Genomic DNA, 16,640 nt, shown 5'->3' with positions numbered 1-16,640 from the left:
GATCCATCCATCCATCCAACCACGAGGAGCACCGAGTGCAGGACAACGACAAGACCGCCTTTGACTCCGCGATCCGAGCGCTGGAGTTCGAGATCGCCAACGCCGGCACGCACCTGACCATCGACGCCACCGCGCGCCAGGCGTATTCGATGCAGATCCAGGCGATGGCCAACGAGCTGCGCGGGCAGGTGAGCAGCGGGCGCATGACCTGGGCGCAGGCCGCCCAGCAGGCGCAGGAGGCCCGCAACGCCATCATGGAAGTCATTCGCGGCCGCAGCACCCCGGTGGGCCGCGCGATGGCCGAGCGCCTCAAGCGCGAAGGCAAGACGCTCAACGAACTCATCGCGCGCAAGACGCAGCAACTGCACGGCGCCGGCGCGGACTTCGGCCGGCTCTCCACCACCCAGCAGAACGCGGTGTATGCCGAGATCGTCAAATCCGCCGGCACGTCGAACCCCCGCGTGACCGCCACCATGCGCAACCTCTCGCGCGCAGGGCGGGGCCTGCTGGTGCTGTCGATCGCCCTGTCCGTGTATTCCATCGCCAAGGCCGAAGACAAGGCCGGCGCCGCCCGCCGCGAAGTGGCCGTCACCGGCGCCGGCATTGGCGGCGGCATCGCCGGCGGCGCCCTGGCCGGCCTGGCCTGCGGCCCCGGGGCGCCTGTGTGCGTCACCGTCGGGGCTTTTGTCGGCGGCGCGCTGGCGGCCTTTGGCGTGGACTACTTCTGGTAAGGACGCAGCGCCCATGCACCTGCTCACCCCCCAAGAGCTGTCGGTCGAGCGCCTGGCAGGCCGCCCCGACGACGCACCCGCCCGCTGCCACATCCTGCGCAACGGCCAGCCCACCGGCCGCCACGTGCCCGGCGCGGTGCTGGAGGCGGCTGCGCAATGGCAAGGCTTCACGCTGCTGCTGACGACCGACGACGTCCCGGCGGAAGAATTTCTGCATATCCACCTGCTCGATGCGGACCTGCAGTGCATCGACACCGCAACGGTGGGGGCGATGTATTCCACGGGCTCGTTCTCGCTGCTCCCGTCGCCCGAGCCTGACACGCTGCGGTTTCGTTTCATTGGCGATACCGACTGGAGCGTGCAGGTGCTGGCGGAGCCTGGCTTTCGGGTTCCGCTGTGGTCGGAGCCGACGGGTGTGAGTAGGCCTGTGGGGTTTTCGCGGCACTTTGTGGTGCGGGGGGATCCGAAGCGGGAGGGGGAGTAGGGTGCTTGCCATGTGGCAGGCGCAAGCTAGAGGCTGTCACACCTTCATAGGCCAGATTCGAGATGACAGGAGCTGGGGCGTTGGAGCGGTTGGTACTCGGACGGCTATCGGCCAGGAGCGGTCTGTGGCGGCGTACGAAAGCGGACACTCCATGTGAAATCATGCACCATTTGGCTCCCTGTAGCCAAATGAGACGAAAATCGGGGACTCCCGATCGTGCTGGCCGCAGGCGAGGACCAAGTACCCGTGGTCCTTTGGCCAAGCCGCCAATTCAAAGGCCTCGAAGTAGAGCTCCTCAGCCAGATCGGGCGCACGCTCACGGGTAACGCTGGGCGGGCCAAGGCTCTCCGCCAGTCTCGCCCGCCATGTACGAAAACGGCTTGCGAAGTCGGTGTATGTCCGTTCGAGTTCCTCAGGAGAGCAGTCGTCCAGCCAACCTGTCTCTTCGAGGAACACCTCTTCAGCGGAAGTGAGTAGCGCTTTGATGTCCAAGGGGGCCTCGTTCATGGGGCATAACGTGGAGTTGAGGTGCCTGCGCGGCTTTTCGCAGAGGTCGACTCGAACGCGGGGTTAGGCGTTTTCACCACAGAGTCGGTGACTCGTGCGGCGCCTACGACTCTTTGCAGATTGGGCAATAGCAGCGCCTGACTATAGCTTGCCAGTAGGCAGGCACCGGACAGTGAGGCAGCGCGGTTTGGAGGGCAAGCAAACAGTCAACGGCAGCTTTGGGGTCGTTTCGTCCACCGGCTGCTTAGGGCTCAAAGCAGCCGCTCAGACCGGGCGCTTGGCTGGCGCGAAATTAATGCCCTGCATCTGTCGGCAGAGCGCTCAATGAACCAGCCCCGGCGAGCAGTGCAATGCATTCATTGGCGCGTCGTATGCCTCCTTCGGCGATTTCCCCCCTGCAAATCTCCTCCAGCATTCGAGCCAGATAAGCCGCATCATTCCAATTCAACGAGTCAGACTTACCTGTAGCCTGCTCGGAAAACGAGGGAGTTCCGTATGCGGTCCGTACCCCCAACTCGCTTAGCTTTACTGGCAACCTGAGAGTGAAGGTTTGGCCTCCTTTTCCTTCGAGCAGCAGGAAGTAAGAGCCTCCGTCACGCAGGACGTCAGCCATTGCAATACGAGCAATCGATGGAAGTTTCATAGAGTTGGAGTCTTCTAGTGGGGCTGTCGTCGTGATGTTTATTTCGGTGCCCGCTTTTGGCCGTATTCTGTCATCAGCTACCCTTCCACCGTTTCCCCCGTTTCTACACACCCAACGCCCTCCCCCACCACCTTCACCCCAACGCCTGCGGCACCTCCCGCGCCAAAAAGTCGTACACCGCGCGAATCCTGCGGCTCGTGCGGATCTCGCGGTGCACCGTGAGCCAGATGGGCAGTTCGGGCAGGGGCAGCATGGGCAGCACGCGCACCACATCGGGATCGGTGCGGGCCATGTAGTCGCCGACAAAGCCAACGCCCAGGCCGGCGCGCACGGCCTCCCAGCAGGCGATGAGGTCATCCGTGCGGAAGGCAAAACGCTGGCGGTCCACCGGGTAGCCCATGGCGGTGAAGCCTTGCTGGATGTCTTCGTGCCGGTCGTTGCCGATCAGCTCGTGCTGCAGCAGGTCTGACGGCTGGCGCGGTGTGCCTTTGCGGCGCAGGTAGTCGCGGTGGGCATATGCGCCCAGCTTTACGGCGCCGATGCGCTTGGCCACCAGGCTGGCCTGGTCGGGGCGGACCATGCGCAGGGCGATGTCGGCTTCGCGGCGCAGCAGGTTGGTGACCTCGTTGCTGGACACCAGCTCCACCTGCACCTCAGGCAGCGCCTGCCGCATGCGTGCGAGCACCGGCGGCAGCAGCACGCAGGCCACGGGCTGGCTGGCGGTGATGCGCACGGTGCCGCTGACGCCGGCCTCGGCGCCCGACACGCTGCGCGCCAGTTGATGGGCGCCTGCCTCCATGGCGCGGGCCGATTCGGCCAGCTGCAGTGCCGTGGCGGTGGGCAGCAGGCCGCGGCCGGTGCGCTCGAACAGCACCACGCCCAGCTGTGATTCCAGCTCGGCGATGTGGCGGCCGATGGTGGGCTGGCTGGCGTTCAGGACACGGGCCGCGCCCAGCAGGCTGCCTTGGTCCAGCGCGGCCAGGAAGGACTGCACCAGGCTCCAGTCGAAGGTCTGATTCATGGCGGTAGCGTGCTCCGGTTCGGCGGTGTTTAGCTATTCAAAAATGAATTGCTGGTATGGATGGTTAGGCAATTGTGTGGTTGTCGGTGCGTTTTCACAATCGGTCCATTCCTTTCCCGCCGTGGAGATTCCGATGACCGCACCGCTCAACACTCCCTTCGCTCCTGCCGCACCACAGGCAGCACCAGCCGCTCAGCCCACGGTGTTGATCCTGGGCGCGCGCGGCCGCCTGGGGCTGGCTGCCGCACGGGCCTTTGCCCAGGCCGGCTGGCAGGTGCTGGCGCAGGTGCGGCCCGCTGCGGGCGGCCACGCGCTGCCCGCCATGGGCGGTGTGTGGTGGATGCCGGTGGCGGTGCATGACACGGCGGAGCTGTTGCGCCAGGCGCGCGGCGCACAGGTGGTGGTGCATGCGATCAGCCCTGCGTACACGGACAAGGCATGGCGCCTGGAGGCGCTCGGCTTGCTGGACGCTGCCATCGACGTTACGCAGCAGTTGGGCGCCACGCTCATGCTGCCGGGCAACGTCTACAACTTCGGCGAGGGCATGCCCGCCGTGCTGCGCGAAGACACGCCCCAGGCGGCCGCTGGCGGCAAGGGGCTGGTGCGCGTGGCGATGGAGCAGCGCCTGACCGCCGCTACGCTGGGCGGGCGCATGCGGGCGGTGGTGGTGCGCGCGGGCGACTTCTTCGGCAGCGGCGCCAGTGGCTGGCTCGACCAGTCCATCGCCAAGGACCTGCACCGGGGCCGCGTCACCTGGCCCGGCCCGCTGAACGTGGCCACGCCCTGGGCGTACCTGCCCGACCTGGCGGCCACCTTGGTGCGCGTCGCCGACGAGCGCCACCGGCTGGCCGCGTTCGACTGCCTGCATTTCCAGGGCCACACCGTGACCGCGCAGCCCTGGCTGCACAGCCTCTCCACCTTGGCCGCAGAGCGCGGCTGGCTGCCAGATACCGGCACGCTGCGTGTGAAGCGCCTGAACTGGACGCTGCTGCACGTGGCGGGTGTGTTCATGCCCATGCTCGCGTCGCTGGCCGCCATGCGTTACCTGCGCCACGAGCCCCACCGGCTGGACAACACCCGCCTGCGCGCGCTGATCGGCGAGGAGCCCCACACGCCGTTCGACCAGGCAGCGCGCCAGGCGCTGAACGACCTGGCGCTGGGTGCTGCGCCCGCCCCGCGCGCCGCGCTGGCCTGAAGGCGCGGCGCCCACGGGCCTGTCACCGCTGCACCGCCACACCCAACCCACCCGCGGTCGTGGCGAGCTGGCGCGCGCGCCAGGCCACACCACCTTGTCTTCACAGCCTTTTTTGACACACACACCGGCCCACAGGGCCAGAAGGACCCGCCATGAACCGTCGCAATTTCATCCGCCTGGCAGGCGGTGGCACCGTCGTCGCCGCCACGGCCGGCACCCTGGCCGCCTGTGGCGTGGCCAGCCCGCACTACCCCGCCGAAGCGGTGGAGGCGTGGCAAGGCCCGGTGGGCGAGACCGAGGTGCGCCGCCGCGCCGTGGCCTACGCCATCACCGCCCCCAACCCGCACAACCTGCAGCCCTGGGTGGTGGACCTGCGCGAAGACGGCGTGATCACCCTGCGCACCGACCGCGAACGCGTGCTGCCGCACACCGACCCCCTGGGCCGCCAGATACTGATCGGCCACGGCGCCTTTCTGGAGCTGCTGGTGCTGGCCCTGGCGCAGCAGGGCGTGGGCAGCGACGTGCTGCTGTGGCCGCAGGGCCCGCTGCCTGCGGCGTTGGCGGACTGGGATGACCGGCCGGTGGCGCGTATCACCTTGAAGCCCGCGGGCCAGCCCGATGCGCTGTTTGCCCAGGTCCTGCAGCGCCACACGCCCAAGAGCGACTTCGACATGGCCCGCCCCGTGGCGCCCGATGTGCTGGCCGCGCTGCTGGCGAGCCAGCGGCCCGTGGCGGGGGTGCAGGTGGGTGGCACGGTCGACGCTGCGCGCCTGGAGCCGCTGCGCACGCTGTGCTGGCAGTCCGCGCAGGTGGAGCTGCTGACCCCGCGCACGATGATGGAGAGCATCCACCTCACGCGCGTGGGCCCGGCCGAGATCCTGCGCCACCGCGACGGCATCTCGCTCAACGCACCGTTCGTGCGGGCGATGTCGGCGCTGGGCATGTTCGACCGGTCCGCGCCACCCGCCGAGGGCAGCGCCGCGTACAAGAGCGCGATGGGCCGCTTCGAGGGCCACAGCCGCACGGCGATGGGCTTTGTGTGGATCACCGGCGGCAACACACGCGGCGACCAGATCGACGCGGGCCGGGCCTATGTGCGCTTGCAGCTGCAGGCCACGGCGCTGGGCGTGGGCATGCACCCCATGAGCCAGGCGCTGCAAGAGTTTGCCGAGATGGCGCCGCATTACGAGCAGATGCACCAGCTGGTGCTGGGCCGGCCCGCGCCGCGCGCGGCGGAGGATGCCACCGTGCAGATGTTCTGCCGCATCGGCTATCCGCAGGACGAGGTGCCTGCCACGCCGCGCCGGCCCCTGCGGCAGTTCGTGCAGGCGTGAAGCGGGCCGGTTGGGGCGGAGCGGGTTTCAGGCGCCGGGAGTTCACCAGAATCGGCGCTCCAATGCCACAGAGCCGTTCGGGCTGAGCCTGTCGAAGCCTGGTGCAGCGCTTCGACAGGCTCAGCGTGAACGGGTGAGGTTCTACCCGCCCATCGAGACCATCGGAATCAAGCCACGGGCGCCACGAACGCAATCAGCCGCCCCATGCGCCTTATCCATTCGGCCGTGACGATGAACTGGGGCTTGTCCTTCTTCACGTACGGCGGCACTTCGGGCGGGTTGTCGGCCGGGTAGGGCGAGGTGTCGTACACATCGCCCACGTGCTTGCTGCGGTAGGCGGTGCCGGTGTACGGCGCGGTGGGGCCGTCGCCCTGGTAGGGGTTCACCACTTCGGGCACGGGCGATGTCCAGTAGTTGCGCGTGCCCAGCTCGGTCAGCAGCGTGGCGACTTCGGATTCGGGCACCGCGGGGGTGGCCATGACTGCACCGGTGAACAGGTCCGGAAAGTCCACCTCGCGGATCGAGAAGTATTTGGGCAGCGCCTTGCCGCCGCCCGCCACCTTCAGCGGCGAGCGCGCGGCCATCTCGGCCACGGCCGCGTCCGTCATGCCGCTGAGCTTGGCGTACGTGGCCTCCAGCCCCGCGATGTCGATGGGACGGCCGGCCGAGTAGTGGCTCACGGTGTTGGTGTAGTTCTTGTCGTAGTAGTAGGCGCCGTTGTGGATGTTGGAGCCGTAGCGGTGCACGTACAGGCCGTCGTTGGTGCCCAGCTCGACAAACGTGGGGTGGGTGCGGCCGCCGCCCAGCAGCGGGTTCACCGTGGCGGCGTCGGCCGGCAGCGGGCAGCTCTTGAGCCAGGCGATCGCCTCGGGCAGGCGCGCCAGGTACTTGCGGTCGCCAGTGAGCTGGAAGTAGTTGAACATCTGGCGGATGTTGGTCTGCGTGGTGTGCGTGGCCAGCGAGCGGGGCTCGTAGCTGCGGGCACCGGCGGGCGACCCGGCAGGGCGGCCGTCCTTGGCGCGCGAGAGGTGCTGCAGCCCCCAGCCCGCCTGCTGGCCGGGCTGCTGCATCAGGCGCATGCATTCCATCGCGCGGCTGATGCTGGGCAGCAGGCGCGTCTCGCCCAGCGCCATCACGCACAGGGTGAGGAACTTGATGTTCTCGCCCATCACGTCGTCGTTGAAGGTCACGTGCAGTGTGTAGTCGCCGTCGTCCATGCCGGCCTTGGCACCGGCGGGCAGCTGCGACGCGTTGGGCAGCGGCATGCTGCTGATCGCCCCGGGGAAGTGCGGAAACCGCTGAGGCCAGCCGCCATTGGCCACGCCGTACTCGGGGCCGAACTGCGCGTTGAGCACGAAGTCGATCGCCTTTTGCACGGCTGGCAGGTAGCGGGCGTCGCGCTTTTCGAGGTACATGCGCAGCAGGAACTGCGATGCCACGGCCGTGCCCGCATCGTCGAACGTGGCGTTGCCGTAGTAGTGCTGGAACTCTTCGAGCCGCCAGCCGTTCTTGCCGATGGTGTCGTACCACTTTTTCAGCGACGCCTCGCCCGCGAAGTCGTGGATGTAGTTCCACCCGCCCGAGCTGTGCTGCGCGGCCATGATGGCCGTGGCGGTGCGCTCGGCCGCGCGCCAGTGGCGCTCGTCGCCGGTCGCGTGGTAGGCGTCCAGGTACACATGGCCCACCGACGGCGTGCCCGGCGGCTGGATCCAGCACATGGTGCGGTAGGCCTCCATCTCTCCGAAGGTCTGCTTCAGGTCCGGCGAGTACGACCACACGTAGCCGCCCTGGTAGGACACGGTGTCGTCCATGTAGTGCGTGGCCCGCTTCAGGGCGTCGGCAGCGTCGGCCTTGGGGCCGGGCGGAAAGGTGGGCGCGGGGTCGTCGCTGCCGCCGCCGCAGGCGCTCAGCAGCAGGGGGGCCAGGACACTCAGGGTGAAGTCTCTGCGCTTCATGGTCAGCATGGAATGTCTCCTCGTTGGATGGCAGTGGGTCTGAAAGGGGCCGAAGCGGGTGCACCGGCTGCCGCCCCGGTGCCCGGCCCCAGGCCATACGGCACCATGAAAGATGACGTCGTACAACTTGGCGCAAATTCTGGGCGCGGGATTTCCTGCTGCGACTGGCGTTAACCCCAATCGGCCTGTGGCACTGGCCGCTGCAGAATCGGGCGCGAGAACGAGGTGGGTGCGGGCGCTTATGCCTTGAAATCCGCATGGAATCTCAGGTTCGCGGGATTTTCGACGGTCCGCTTCCGCGGCGCACAGTGCGCCGCAGAACGTGCTGACGCCGCGCGATCAAAACACTAAAAATTTGTGATTATTTGTATGACGTCAGATGATGACGTTAACAATGCACACAGAACAACAGGATGGGGGACAAGCATGGTCAAGAGATGGAAAGCCAGTTGTCTGGTGGCGGCAGCATTGCTGTGCGCGGGTGCCGCGTGGGGGCAGACGAAGCTGCGCGCATGGAATATCCACCCTGACGGCTACCCCGTCACCGAGGCCATGAAAAGCTTCGCGCAGCAGGTGGGCAAGGCCACGCAGGGGCGCTACCAGATCGAGGTGTTTTCCAACGCAACCCTTGGCGATCAGCCCAAGGCCGTGCAAATGCTCAAGAGTGGCGAGATCGACATCGCCGAGTTCAGCTCGGGCCCGCTGTCCGACGCGGTGCCCGGCATCAAGGTGCTGAACCTGCCGTTCCTCTTCACCGACTCGGCCCACATGTTCCGCCACCTGGACGGCGCCCTGGGCCAGCGCTTTGCCGCCAACCTGCAGTCGGCCGGCTTCGTGGTGCTGGGCTGGTACGACGGCGGGGGGCGATCGTTCTACTGCGCCAACCGCTCGCCCGCCACGATCCGCGATCTGGCAGGAGCGTCCATCCGCGTGCAGCAGTCGGAGATCTTCACCGAGATGATCCGGCTGCTGGACGCGAAGCCCGTGGCGATGCCCTTCAAGGAAGTGCTGGGCGGTTTCGAGAAAGGCAGCATCGACTGCGCCGAGAACAACATGCCCTCGTACGAATCCACGGGGCACCACAAGCTGGCCAAGAACGTCTACGTGACCAACCACGTGATCTCGCCCGAGGCGCTGGTGGTGTCCGCCGCGCTGTGGGCCAAGCTCTCGGCCGAAGACCGCAAGGCCTTTGCCGACGCGGGTGTCCAGTCGGCCCTGCTGATGCGCGAGCTGTGGAACAAGCGCGTGGCGCAGGCGCTGGAGACCACGGCCAAACAGGGCTCCCAGTTCGTGCGCGTGAAGGACGTCTCGCCCTTCGTGCGGCGCATGGCGCCGCTCTACAACAAGTACATGGCCGACCCGACCACGCGCGAAGAGCTGCTGACCATCATTGCGAAGTAGCGCGGCATTCCGTGATCGCTGCCGCTGCGGTGCTCCTCACAGCGTGCCGGCGCCGGCAGTGGTGCCAGTGGGCAGCAGGTACTCGCGCACCAGGGCTCTGGCGCGGTGCAGCCGGCTCTTGGCCGCCTCGCGCGTGGTGCCCAGGCGCTCAGCCATCTCTTCGATGGTCAGTTCCTCGAAGTCGCGCATCAGCAGCGCATCGCGGTAGATGGGCGGCAGCGAGTCGATGGCCAGGGCCAGGTCGTGGCGCAGTTCGTGGTCGGGCCTGTGCGACCAGGCCAGGTTGTCTTCGACCTGCGCGAGCGACTCGCCCTTGAGCCAGCCCAGCACCGGGCGCATGCACAGGCGCTGCACGATGCGCACCACCCAGCCGCCAAAGGCCGCCACCTCGCGCAGCGCGCCGACGCGGCGGTACACGATGATCAGCGCCTCCTGCACCACGTCGTCGGTGGCCGTGGTGGCGGCGCAGTGGCGCAGCGCGTAGCGGCGGATGTCCGGGCGCGCCAGCGCCAGCAGTTGCTCCATGGCCCGCGCGTCCCCATCGCGGGCGGCGGGCAGCAGTTGGGCGAGGGTGGGGCGTGGCATGGTGGGTAGTCTCAGTTGGAAGCGACTCAGGGGGCGTCAGTTCACTCCACCGGCTTGCGGCCGACCAGCGCGCAGGCGGGGCAGTAGCCGAAGGCGCCGCTCAGCACGCTGCCCACGCCGGATGCGGCCAGCACCAGGCCCAGGGGGGATGCGCCTTGCCACCACAGGCCGACGGCTGCGAGGGCGATGCCGCCGACGATGCGCAACAGGCTTTCGGGGCGGGTAATGTTCTTGCGGTACAGCATGGTGAAAAGCTCCTGGGAATCGGTGGATGGATGGACAGCGAGGCGCACTCACTGCGCGCCTCACCTACCAAGAGCCGCCGAATTCGACAAAGGATTCATGCGTTGGCAAATATTTTTAGGTGCTGCCCCCTTGGCAGATGTGCGGTTGCCGCGCCCCTTACCCGAAGTGGTCGAACGAGGCATACCGGTTCTCCACCGGCTGACCCTGGCCGTCCACCAGGCGCAGGCCCGGCTCAGCCACCACGGTGCCGATGCGTGTCACCGCCGTACCGCTGGCGGCGGCTGCAGAGGCCACGGCGTTGCGCCGGTCGGGTGGTGCGGTGAAGGCCAGCTCGTAGTCGTCGCCGCCCGACAAAGTGCAGCGGCGCAAGAGTTCAGCATCAAAAATGCCGCTACCGCTTGATAGGTAAGCGCTAGCAGCTATCAAATTGGTAGTAACGTCCACATCGATCACTGCCCCCACGCGGGAGGCCTTGAGGATGTGCGACACGTCGCCCACCAGCCCGTCGCTCAGGTCCATGGCGCTGCTGGCCACGCCGCGCAGTTGCAGGCCCAGGGCCACGCGTGGTGTGGGGCGCTCCAGCCGCTGGCGGGCGCGGGCCAGCACGTCGGCGGGTAGCGTGATGTGGCCCAGCAGCGCCTCCAGCGCCAGCCGTGCATCGCCCAGCGTGCCGCTCACGTAGAGGTCGTCGCCAGGCCGTGCGGCGCTGCGCAGCAGGGCCTGGCGCGGAGGGACCTCGCCGAACACGGTGATGCAGATGTTGAGCGGGCCCTGCGTGGTGTCGCCGCCCACCAGCTCGCAGCCGTGCGCATCGGCCAGTTGCCACATCCCGCGCGCGAAGCCGGCCAGCCAGCTTTCGTCCACGCGCGGCAGCGACAGCGCCAGCGTGAAGGCCAACGGCCGCGCGCCGCAGGCCGCCAGGTCCGACAGGTTCACCGCCAGCGCCTTGTGGCCCAGCGCCTCGGGGTCCACGTCGGCGAAGAAGTGGCGGCCCTCCACCAGCATGTCGCTGGAGATGGCCAACTGCATGCCGGGAGCGGGTGCCAGCAGCGCGCAGTCGTCGCCCACGCCCAGCACGGCAGCGCCATCGGGCCTGGCAGCGCGGGTGAAGTAGCGGTGAATCAGTTCGAATTCATTCATGGAAAAGCACAAGTCCCTGATGTTTTTGGGCGCCGGCCGTGTGGCCAGAGGATTGTCACGGATGGGTCATGCCGGCTTCCTGAGGTGCCGCAGCACGCGCTCCGCTCCGCTGCGCTCCGCCACGCATGCGCTGGCTTCACGTCCTTGGCATTGGCACCACCTCACGCCGGCAAAAGATCATGATTTCAGATCGCAATGGCCGTTCCACCCATTCTGCGGCCACCACCACGGAGCGGAGCGCCTCACGAAGACCAACGACTTCGGGAATGCGGTCGAGGAAATGGGGGTGGACTACCAAATGTCTTACCAGGGCGGCAACGGCCAGATGCGGCTGAATGGGTTCGACCTGCCCCACAACACCATCGACGTGCTGTCGTCCTCTCCGTGGGTGGGGTGCACAAGCCCCGCAGCATGCCGGCGCCCGTGCGCCGCAGGCCAGCTGGTCGGGAGAGATCTTCTTGTGGACCGCTGGGTCCACGTGGCCATCGTCGGCAACCCCGCGAAGGGCGAGACGACGATGTATGGGGAGGGTGCAACCGTGCTTCGCAACAGCGCGGACGCGTCGGGCATCGCATCGCCACGACCGGGGCCACCATGCAGTGGAGGGTGGTGCGGGCTCGTGGAGCTGGCGGCGCGCCGATGGCTTCTTCGGCCAGATCGTCGAGATTCGCCTGGCGGCGGAGCCGCTGCCCTCTGCGCCGTGGCGCACGGCGCGCGCGGTGTGACCGGCTGGCGCCGCCTGCCCGCCACGCCGTCTGCGTAAGGGGGCCGCGTCAGGCCAGCGCGCCGCGAAAGCGCTGCGCCGCCTGGCGGCTGACTTCGGCCAGCAACTGTTCTTCACGCTGGCGCTCGCGCAGCCAGCGCGCATCGTTTTGCCCGGCCTCGACCTCGGTGCGCAGCATGTGCATGGCGCTCGATGAGCCCTGCACGGCCGCGTGGCCGGCGATCTTGTCCATGGTCTTGAGGATGTGCTCGCGCAGCGGCATGTGGTCGCCGGTGGCCGGGTCCACATACACCGCGTCCATGCCGAAGCGGCACGCCTGGAAGCGGTTGTAGGTGTAGACGAGGTAGTCGTCTTCGGTGGGCATGAAGGGCTGGTCCGCCAGGAACCAGGCGCCCAGCGACTGCACGTAGCCCGCGAGCGCCGCGGCGCGCTCGATGGTCAGCGGCGTGTCGAACACGCGGATCTCGATGGTGCCGAACTCGGGCTTGGGACGGATGTCCCAGTAGAAGTCCTTCATGCTCTTGACCACGCCGGTGCGCGTCATCTTGTCGAAGTAGACGGTGAAGTCTTCCCAGGTGAGCGCCAGCGGCGCACGGCCCGAGAGCGGGAACGCGAACACCGAGTTCAGGCGCGCGGAGTCGAAAGCCGTGTCCTGCCCCTGCACATAGGGGCTTGATGCCGACAGCGCGATGAAGTGCGGGATGTAGCGCGACATGCGGTGCAGCATGAGCAGCGCGGCATTGGCATCGGGGCAGCCGATGTGCACGTGCTGGCCGAAGATGGTGAACTGCTTGGACAGGTAGCCGTACAGCTCCGACAGCTCGCGAAAGCGCGGCTTGTCGTAGATGCGCCGCTCGTGCCACTGCTGGAACGGGTGCGTGCCGCCGCCCACCACGGCGATGTTGAGCTTGTCCGCGCTTTTGACCAGCGCATCGCGGATGGGCGTGAGCTGGCCCAGCACCTCGCTGCTGGAGTGGCAAATGCCGGTGGAGATCTCGATCATGCTGTTCGTCATCTCCGGCACCACGCTGCCGGGCAGCGGGGTCTTGTGCATGAGGCGCAGCATGTCCTCGGCATAGGGCGCGAGGTCGTAGTCGTTGGTGTTGACGAGCTGCAGCTCCAGCTCGACGCCCAGGGTCAGGGGCTCGGAATGGTTGAAGGCTTCAAGGGACATTAGATGCGTTCCGTGCTGTGCACTGCGGTGCGCGCTGGCGGGTGGCTGGCGCGCGCGGTGCTCATGATTGGGTGTCTCCGTTCTGGCCGCGGGCCGTCAGCGCCGCCCAGGGTTTGGAGCTTTCGCCTGCGCGGTAGATGGCCACGGTGGCGATCACGGCGCCCATCACTTCCATCAGCAAGATGGCGGGCAGGGCCACACCTGCGATCACATGGCCGGTGGAGGGCGAGGCCAGGACGAACTGCGAGGCGATCAGCAGCGCGATGGAGGACATCGGCGTCATCGCGCAGCCCACCCACAGCGCCTGCTTCCAGCTGGCGCCACTGCCCACGTTGCCCAGCGCCACGCCCGTGGCCTTGGCCACCAGGCGCACGGCGATCAGCGCCAGCACCACGCCGGCCACGGGGGCGCTCCAGTCGGCCTGCGCGGCCACGGTGGAGACCAGCACGAACATCAGCATGGTGAGCAGGGACGACGCGTTGCCCAGCTGGCGCGGCCAGGCCCAGGGCCGGGGGTTGAGCTGCTTGAGCAGCATGCCGCCCAGCAGTGCTGCCAGCGGCGCGGAGCCGCCCATGTGCGCGGCCACGGCCGTGCCGGCCGCCACCAGCGCCAGGAACAGCATGGAGGTGTTCTCGCTCGTCGGGCTCATCACGCGCAGCGCCATGCGCAGCACCAGCGCCAGCACGGCAGCCACGACGATGGAGACGCCCAGCACCACCACGACGGGCGACATGGTCTCCATCAAGGTGAGGCCCTGGCGGTTGATGAGCTCGGCCTTGGCGCTGCCCAGCGTCAGCGCATACAGCGTGGACAGGGTGGTGAGCACGATGGCGCGTTCCGTCACCGGGCCGGCAGCGCGGGTGTCGGCCACCACGCGGGTCAGCACCGCGGGCGACGCGGCCAGCGCCACCAGGGCCAGCGGTCCGGCCACCTGCGTGGGCAGGTTGAGCCACACCAGCACCCAGTACACGGCGAAGTAGGTGAACACCGATTCGGCGATGCTCTGCACCAGCACCATGGGGTTGTGGCGGAACCAGCGCAGCGGAATGCGGCCGCCGCACTCGAAGAGCACGATGGCAATGCCCAGCTCCAGGAGGAACAGGCCGATGCCTTGCAGCGGCCACACGGCGCCGCTGAAGCCGGCCAGGCCCGCGGCGGTGCCGACGAGCGAATAGCCCAATACCTTGGGCAGACCGGTGTGGCGCTGGGTGAGATAGCCTGCCATGGCCGCCACTGCCAGCAGCAGTGACCACTGGACCGTCGGCAACCCGGCCGAGGGGCGCAGCCACTGCGCCCAGAAGGTCAGGATTTCATTCATGTCTGGAACCTCTGCGTCAGGCGGGGACGGGCCCCGCCGGGAGTGAAGAAGCGGGTGCGCAGAAACCCTGAAAAATCAGGGACGCACCAGCGTTGCCTGAATTTACAGGCCGAAAGATCCCGTCCATGTAGGACAGGGGCGGGGCTTGCCGCTGCCGCCGGGCCCGTCTTTCCGGGTCTCTCGTCAGGCTGTGCGGCGGGCGGGCACGAAAAAGCTCAGGGGCGCGGTGCGCAGGCGCACGCGGATCGCTCTGTAGATGTGAGAGCGGTCCACGCCGCTCACGTTCTGCGCCCGCAGCGCCAGGCTGAAGGCGAGGTAGAAACTCACCGTCACGTTGAGCGCACCGAGCAGCGGCAGCGATGCCACCGCCCACCAGAAGGCCGGCATGTGCAACACGCCGATCCCCAGCGTCGCACTGGCCGCAGCCACCTGGCCCGTGGACAGTGTGACATGGCGCACATCCAGGCCCAGCCCGAAAAACCCTGCGAAGGCAGGGACGAGACCGAGCATGAACCCCAGCGAGATGTTGGCCGCGAAGCCCGACAGGTTCTCGCGCAGGAAGCGCGCCCACCGCGCCGCGCGCTCGGCGCCCAGCCAGCGGGTGATGCGCGGGTTGTAGTGCAGCGCGGAGTCCAGCCGGTTGAGCACGAACCAGTTCTCGGCCCAGCCCGCGATGATGCTCGACGCGAACAGCAGCACGCCGGTGAAGGCCGCGAAGAACAGCGACGGCCCGAGCAGGTGCAGGGATTCGAACACATGCAGGGCCTGCTTCTCGCTGATGGCCGGTGCGCCCGTGGCCAGCGCGATGGCCGTGGCCAGCAGCAGCACGGCCGGGAAGACCACCAGCACATTGCCCAGCACGGCGGCCACCTGGGAGCGCACCAGGTGCGTGATCTCGTCGACGAAGGATTCGATGGCACCGCTGGCATCCAGCTCCTTGAGCTTGGCGGCCATGGCAGGTGCGGTCATCGCGGGCTGCTTGGTGGCCACCGTCAGGTGCAGCAGCTGGATCAACACGAAGGTGACCGCGTAGTTCACCCCCGCGATGAAGCCGCCCCAGAAGGCCGACAGCGCCAGGGCATGCAGCCCGAACTTCACCAGCGTGGTGACGGACATCAGCGCGCCGCCGCCCGCGGCCTTGGCCACCATCGACCGGTAGTCGGCCGCGTTGCGGGTGATGTAGTGCTCGCCAGTTTCCGCGCTGCGCTCGGCCACCTTGGCCGCCAGCAGCGACGAGTTGGAAGCCAGCAGCGCGCGCAGGCTGCGCCGCTCCTGCCCCACCATCACCAGGTGGGCCAGCAGGCGCGCCGCGGTGACCGGAGGCTTGGGCGAGAGCAGGCAGTCCAGCAACTCGCGCACGCGCAGGATGCGCTCGCGCAGCTGCCGCAGGCGAAACACCAGGCCGACCGAAATGCCGTTGTCTTCGAAATGCGTGTACACGGTGGATGCCGCCGCGCGGCACGCTTCGAGCCGCTCGCGCAGGCGCTGGGCGGCGTCGTTCAGGCGGTCGGGCGTGCGCAGCGCCAGCAACACTTCCACGCGCAGGCTCTCCACATCGTGGATCAGCGCATGAAAAGGCTGGGCATCGCGCGCGGATTCGCTCATGCGCAGGCGCAGCTCCGGCGCGAAACCGGTCGACAGGATCTGGCCGGCGCAGTAGGTGATGGCATCGAGCAGCGCCTTGTGCCAGCGCGAGGGCCCGGTGTGGGCATCGGGGTCCGCGGGCGCGAGCAAGTCCACCAGGCGGGCGAGCTGCGCTTCGTCCAGCGCCAGCAGCCACTGGGCATCGAACTCGCCGGGCAGCGCCAGCATGAAGAGCTCGGAGGCATCGATGGTCTCGGGGCTGCCCGGCAGGAACTTGGTGCGCAGGCGCTCGGAGATCTCGCTGACCAGCGCGGTGCGCGGCGCAAAGCCGAAGTCGGCCAGCAGCGTGGTGACGTCCACCTGGTCCACCAGCGTGGCCCACCAGGCGCGCAGCCGCAGCTGCACGTCCGGCCGCGTTTCGACGGCATCGAGGAAGAGCTGCACCCGGCCCACGGCGGCAGGGATGGAGTCGCTCTTGCCGCGCACCCAGTCCAGCAGGTGGATGAGCCACAGGTGGCGGTGGGCCAGGTCGGCGGCCGGGTCCAGCCGGGCCAGCAGCCCGGGCAGATCGTAGGCGGGATGGGGTTGTTTCTTCATC

Annotated in this window: 16 protein-coding genes; 6 read left to right on the top strand and 10 right to left on the bottom strand. The window is 68.0% G+C overall.

Annotation, left to right across the window (positions count from 1 at the left end; translation table 11 throughout):
• The first annotated feature begins 35 nt into the window (after window positions 1–35).
• Together ASG27_RS21325 and ASG27_RS21320 are read left to right on the top strand one after the other, a co-directional pair.
• Window positions 36–731, top strand: a complete 696-nt coding sequence (locus ASG27_RS21325) for a hypothetical protein (protein ID WP_200912463.1) — start codon at window positions 36–38, stop codon at window positions 729–731.
• Window positions 732–744: 13 nt separating this feature from the next.
• Window positions 745–1,215: a hypothetical protein gene (locus ASG27_RS21320; RefSeq protein WP_056420489.1), complete on the top strand. Its 471-nt coding sequence runs from the start codon at window positions 745–747 to the stop codon at window positions 1,213–1,215.
• Between the two features lie 159 nt (window positions 1,216–1,374).
• Here the strand turns inward: ASG27_RS21320 and ASG27_RS21315 are convergent, their stop codons facing one another.
• The 3 genes from ASG27_RS21315 to ASG27_RS21310 all read right to left on the bottom strand — a co-directional run bounded on the left by ASG27_RS21315 (window position 1,375) and on the right by ASG27_RS21310 (window position 3,386).
• Window positions 1,375–1,722 carry a hypothetical protein gene (locus ASG27_RS21315; protein ID WP_056172393.1) on the bottom strand — a complete coding sequence of 116 codons (348 nt, stop codon included), beginning with the start codon at window positions 1,720–1,722 and terminating at the stop codon, window positions 1,375–1,377.
• A gap of 292 nt (window positions 1,723–2,014) precedes the next feature.
• On the bottom strand, window positions 2,015–2,365 hold the full coding sequence (locus ASG27_RS27005) for a hypothetical protein (protein ID WP_156370847.1): 351 nt from the start codon (window positions 2,363–2,365) through the stop codon (window positions 2,015–2,017).
• A 133-nt stretch (window positions 2,366–2,498) separates the two neighbouring features.
• Entirely contained in the window at window positions 2,499–3,386 is an 888-nt protein-coding gene (locus ASG27_RS21310; protein WP_056420486.1) for a LysR family transcriptional regulator, read from the bottom strand.
• A 133-nt stretch (window positions 3,387–3,519) separates the two neighbouring features.
• Between ASG27_RS21310 and ASG27_RS21305 the strand changes: the two genes are divergently transcribed.
• Together ASG27_RS21305 and ASG27_RS21300 are read left to right on the top strand one after the other, a co-directional pair.
• A complete protein-coding gene (locus tag ASG27_RS21305; RefSeq protein ID WP_235504101.1) occupies window positions 3,520–4,581 on the top strand; it encodes an NAD-dependent epimerase/dehydratase family protein in 1,062 nt (353 codons plus the stop codon).
• A gap of 152 nt (window positions 4,582–4,733) precedes the next feature.
• Entirely contained in the window at window positions 4,734–5,915 is a 1,182-nt protein-coding gene (locus ASG27_RS21300; RefSeq protein WP_056420484.1) for an Acg family FMN-binding oxidoreductase, read from the top strand.
• A 167-nt stretch (window positions 5,916–6,082) separates the two neighbouring features.
• Here the strand turns inward: ASG27_RS21300 and ASG27_RS21295 are convergent, their stop codons facing one another.
• Window positions 6,083–7,879, bottom strand: a complete 1,797-nt coding sequence (locus ASG27_RS21295) for a pectate lyase (RefSeq protein ID WP_235504100.1) — start codon at window positions 7,877–7,879, stop codon at window positions 6,083–6,085.
• Window positions 7,880–8,296: 417 nt separating this feature from the next.
• On the opposite strand from ASG27_RS21295, the gene ASG27_RS21290 reads away from it, so the two are divergent.
• Window positions 8,297–9,271 carry a TRAP transporter substrate-binding protein gene (locus tag ASG27_RS21290; RefSeq protein WP_056420479.1) on the top strand — a complete coding sequence of 325 codons (975 nt, stop codon included), beginning with the start codon at window positions 8,297–8,299 and terminating at the stop codon, window positions 9,269–9,271.
• Window positions 9,272–9,307: 36 nt separating this feature from the next.
• Here ASG27_RS21290 and ASG27_RS21285 read toward each other — a convergent pair whose 3' ends face one another.
• From ASG27_RS21285 to thiL, 3 genes are all read right to left on the bottom strand, one after another.
• Entirely contained in the window at window positions 9,308–9,856 is a 549-nt protein-coding gene (locus ASG27_RS21285) for an RNA polymerase sigma factor (protein WP_056420476.1), read from the bottom strand.
• Between the two features lie 41 nt (window positions 9,857–9,897).
• Window positions 9,898–10,101: a YgaP family membrane protein gene (locus ASG27_RS21280; protein WP_056420473.1), complete on the bottom strand. Its 204-nt coding sequence runs from the start codon at window positions 10,099–10,101 to the stop codon at window positions 9,898–9,900.
• Between the two features lie 157 nt (window positions 10,102–10,258).
• The gene (gene thiL, locus ASG27_RS21275) at window positions 10,259–11,242 is read right to left on the bottom strand and encodes a thiamine-phosphate kinase (protein ID WP_056420472.1); all 984 of its coding nucleotides are present in this window, start codon (window positions 11,240–11,242) and stop codon (window positions 10,259–10,261) included.
• On the opposite strand from thiL, the gene ASG27_RS26225 reads away from it, so the two are divergent.
• A complete protein-coding gene (locus ASG27_RS26225) occupies window positions 11,241–12,005 on the top strand; it encodes a hypothetical protein (protein WP_082486054.1) in 765 nt (254 codons plus the stop codon). The genes thiL and ASG27_RS26225 overlap by 2 nt on opposite strands.
• Window positions 12,006–12,015: 10 nt before the next feature.
• Here ASG27_RS26225 and ASG27_RS21270 read toward each other — a convergent pair whose 3' ends face one another.
• The 3 genes from ASG27_RS21270 to ASG27_RS21260 form a co-directional block, all read right to left on the bottom strand.
• The gene (locus tag ASG27_RS21270) at window positions 12,016–13,140 is read right to left on the bottom strand and encodes a YbdK family carboxylate-amine ligase (protein ID WP_056420470.1); all 1,125 of its coding nucleotides are present in this window, start codon (window positions 13,138–13,140) and stop codon (window positions 12,016–12,018) included.
• Window positions 13,141–13,201: 61 nt separating this feature from the next.
• A complete protein-coding gene (locus ASG27_RS21265; protein WP_056420467.1) occupies window positions 13,202–14,458 on the bottom strand; it encodes a cation:proton antiporter in 1,257 nt (418 codons plus the stop codon).
• Window positions 14,459–14,641: 183 nt separating this feature from the next.
• Window positions 14,642–16,639 carry a site-specific recombinase gene (locus tag ASG27_RS21260; protein ID WP_056420463.1) on the bottom strand — a complete coding sequence of 666 codons (1,998 nt, stop codon included), beginning with the start codon at window positions 16,637–16,639 and terminating at the stop codon, window positions 14,642–14,644.
• Window position 16,640 lies beyond the last annotated feature (1 nt).

The sequence above is a fragment of the Acidovorax sp. Leaf191 genome, from assembly GCF_001424425.1.
Taxonomy (GTDB): Bacteria; Pseudomonadota; Gammaproteobacteria; order Burkholderiales; family Burkholderiaceae_C; genus Acidovorax.
Note: the sequence above shows the minus strand (reverse complement) of the source record. Positions and strands in the feature narration are given on the sequence as shown.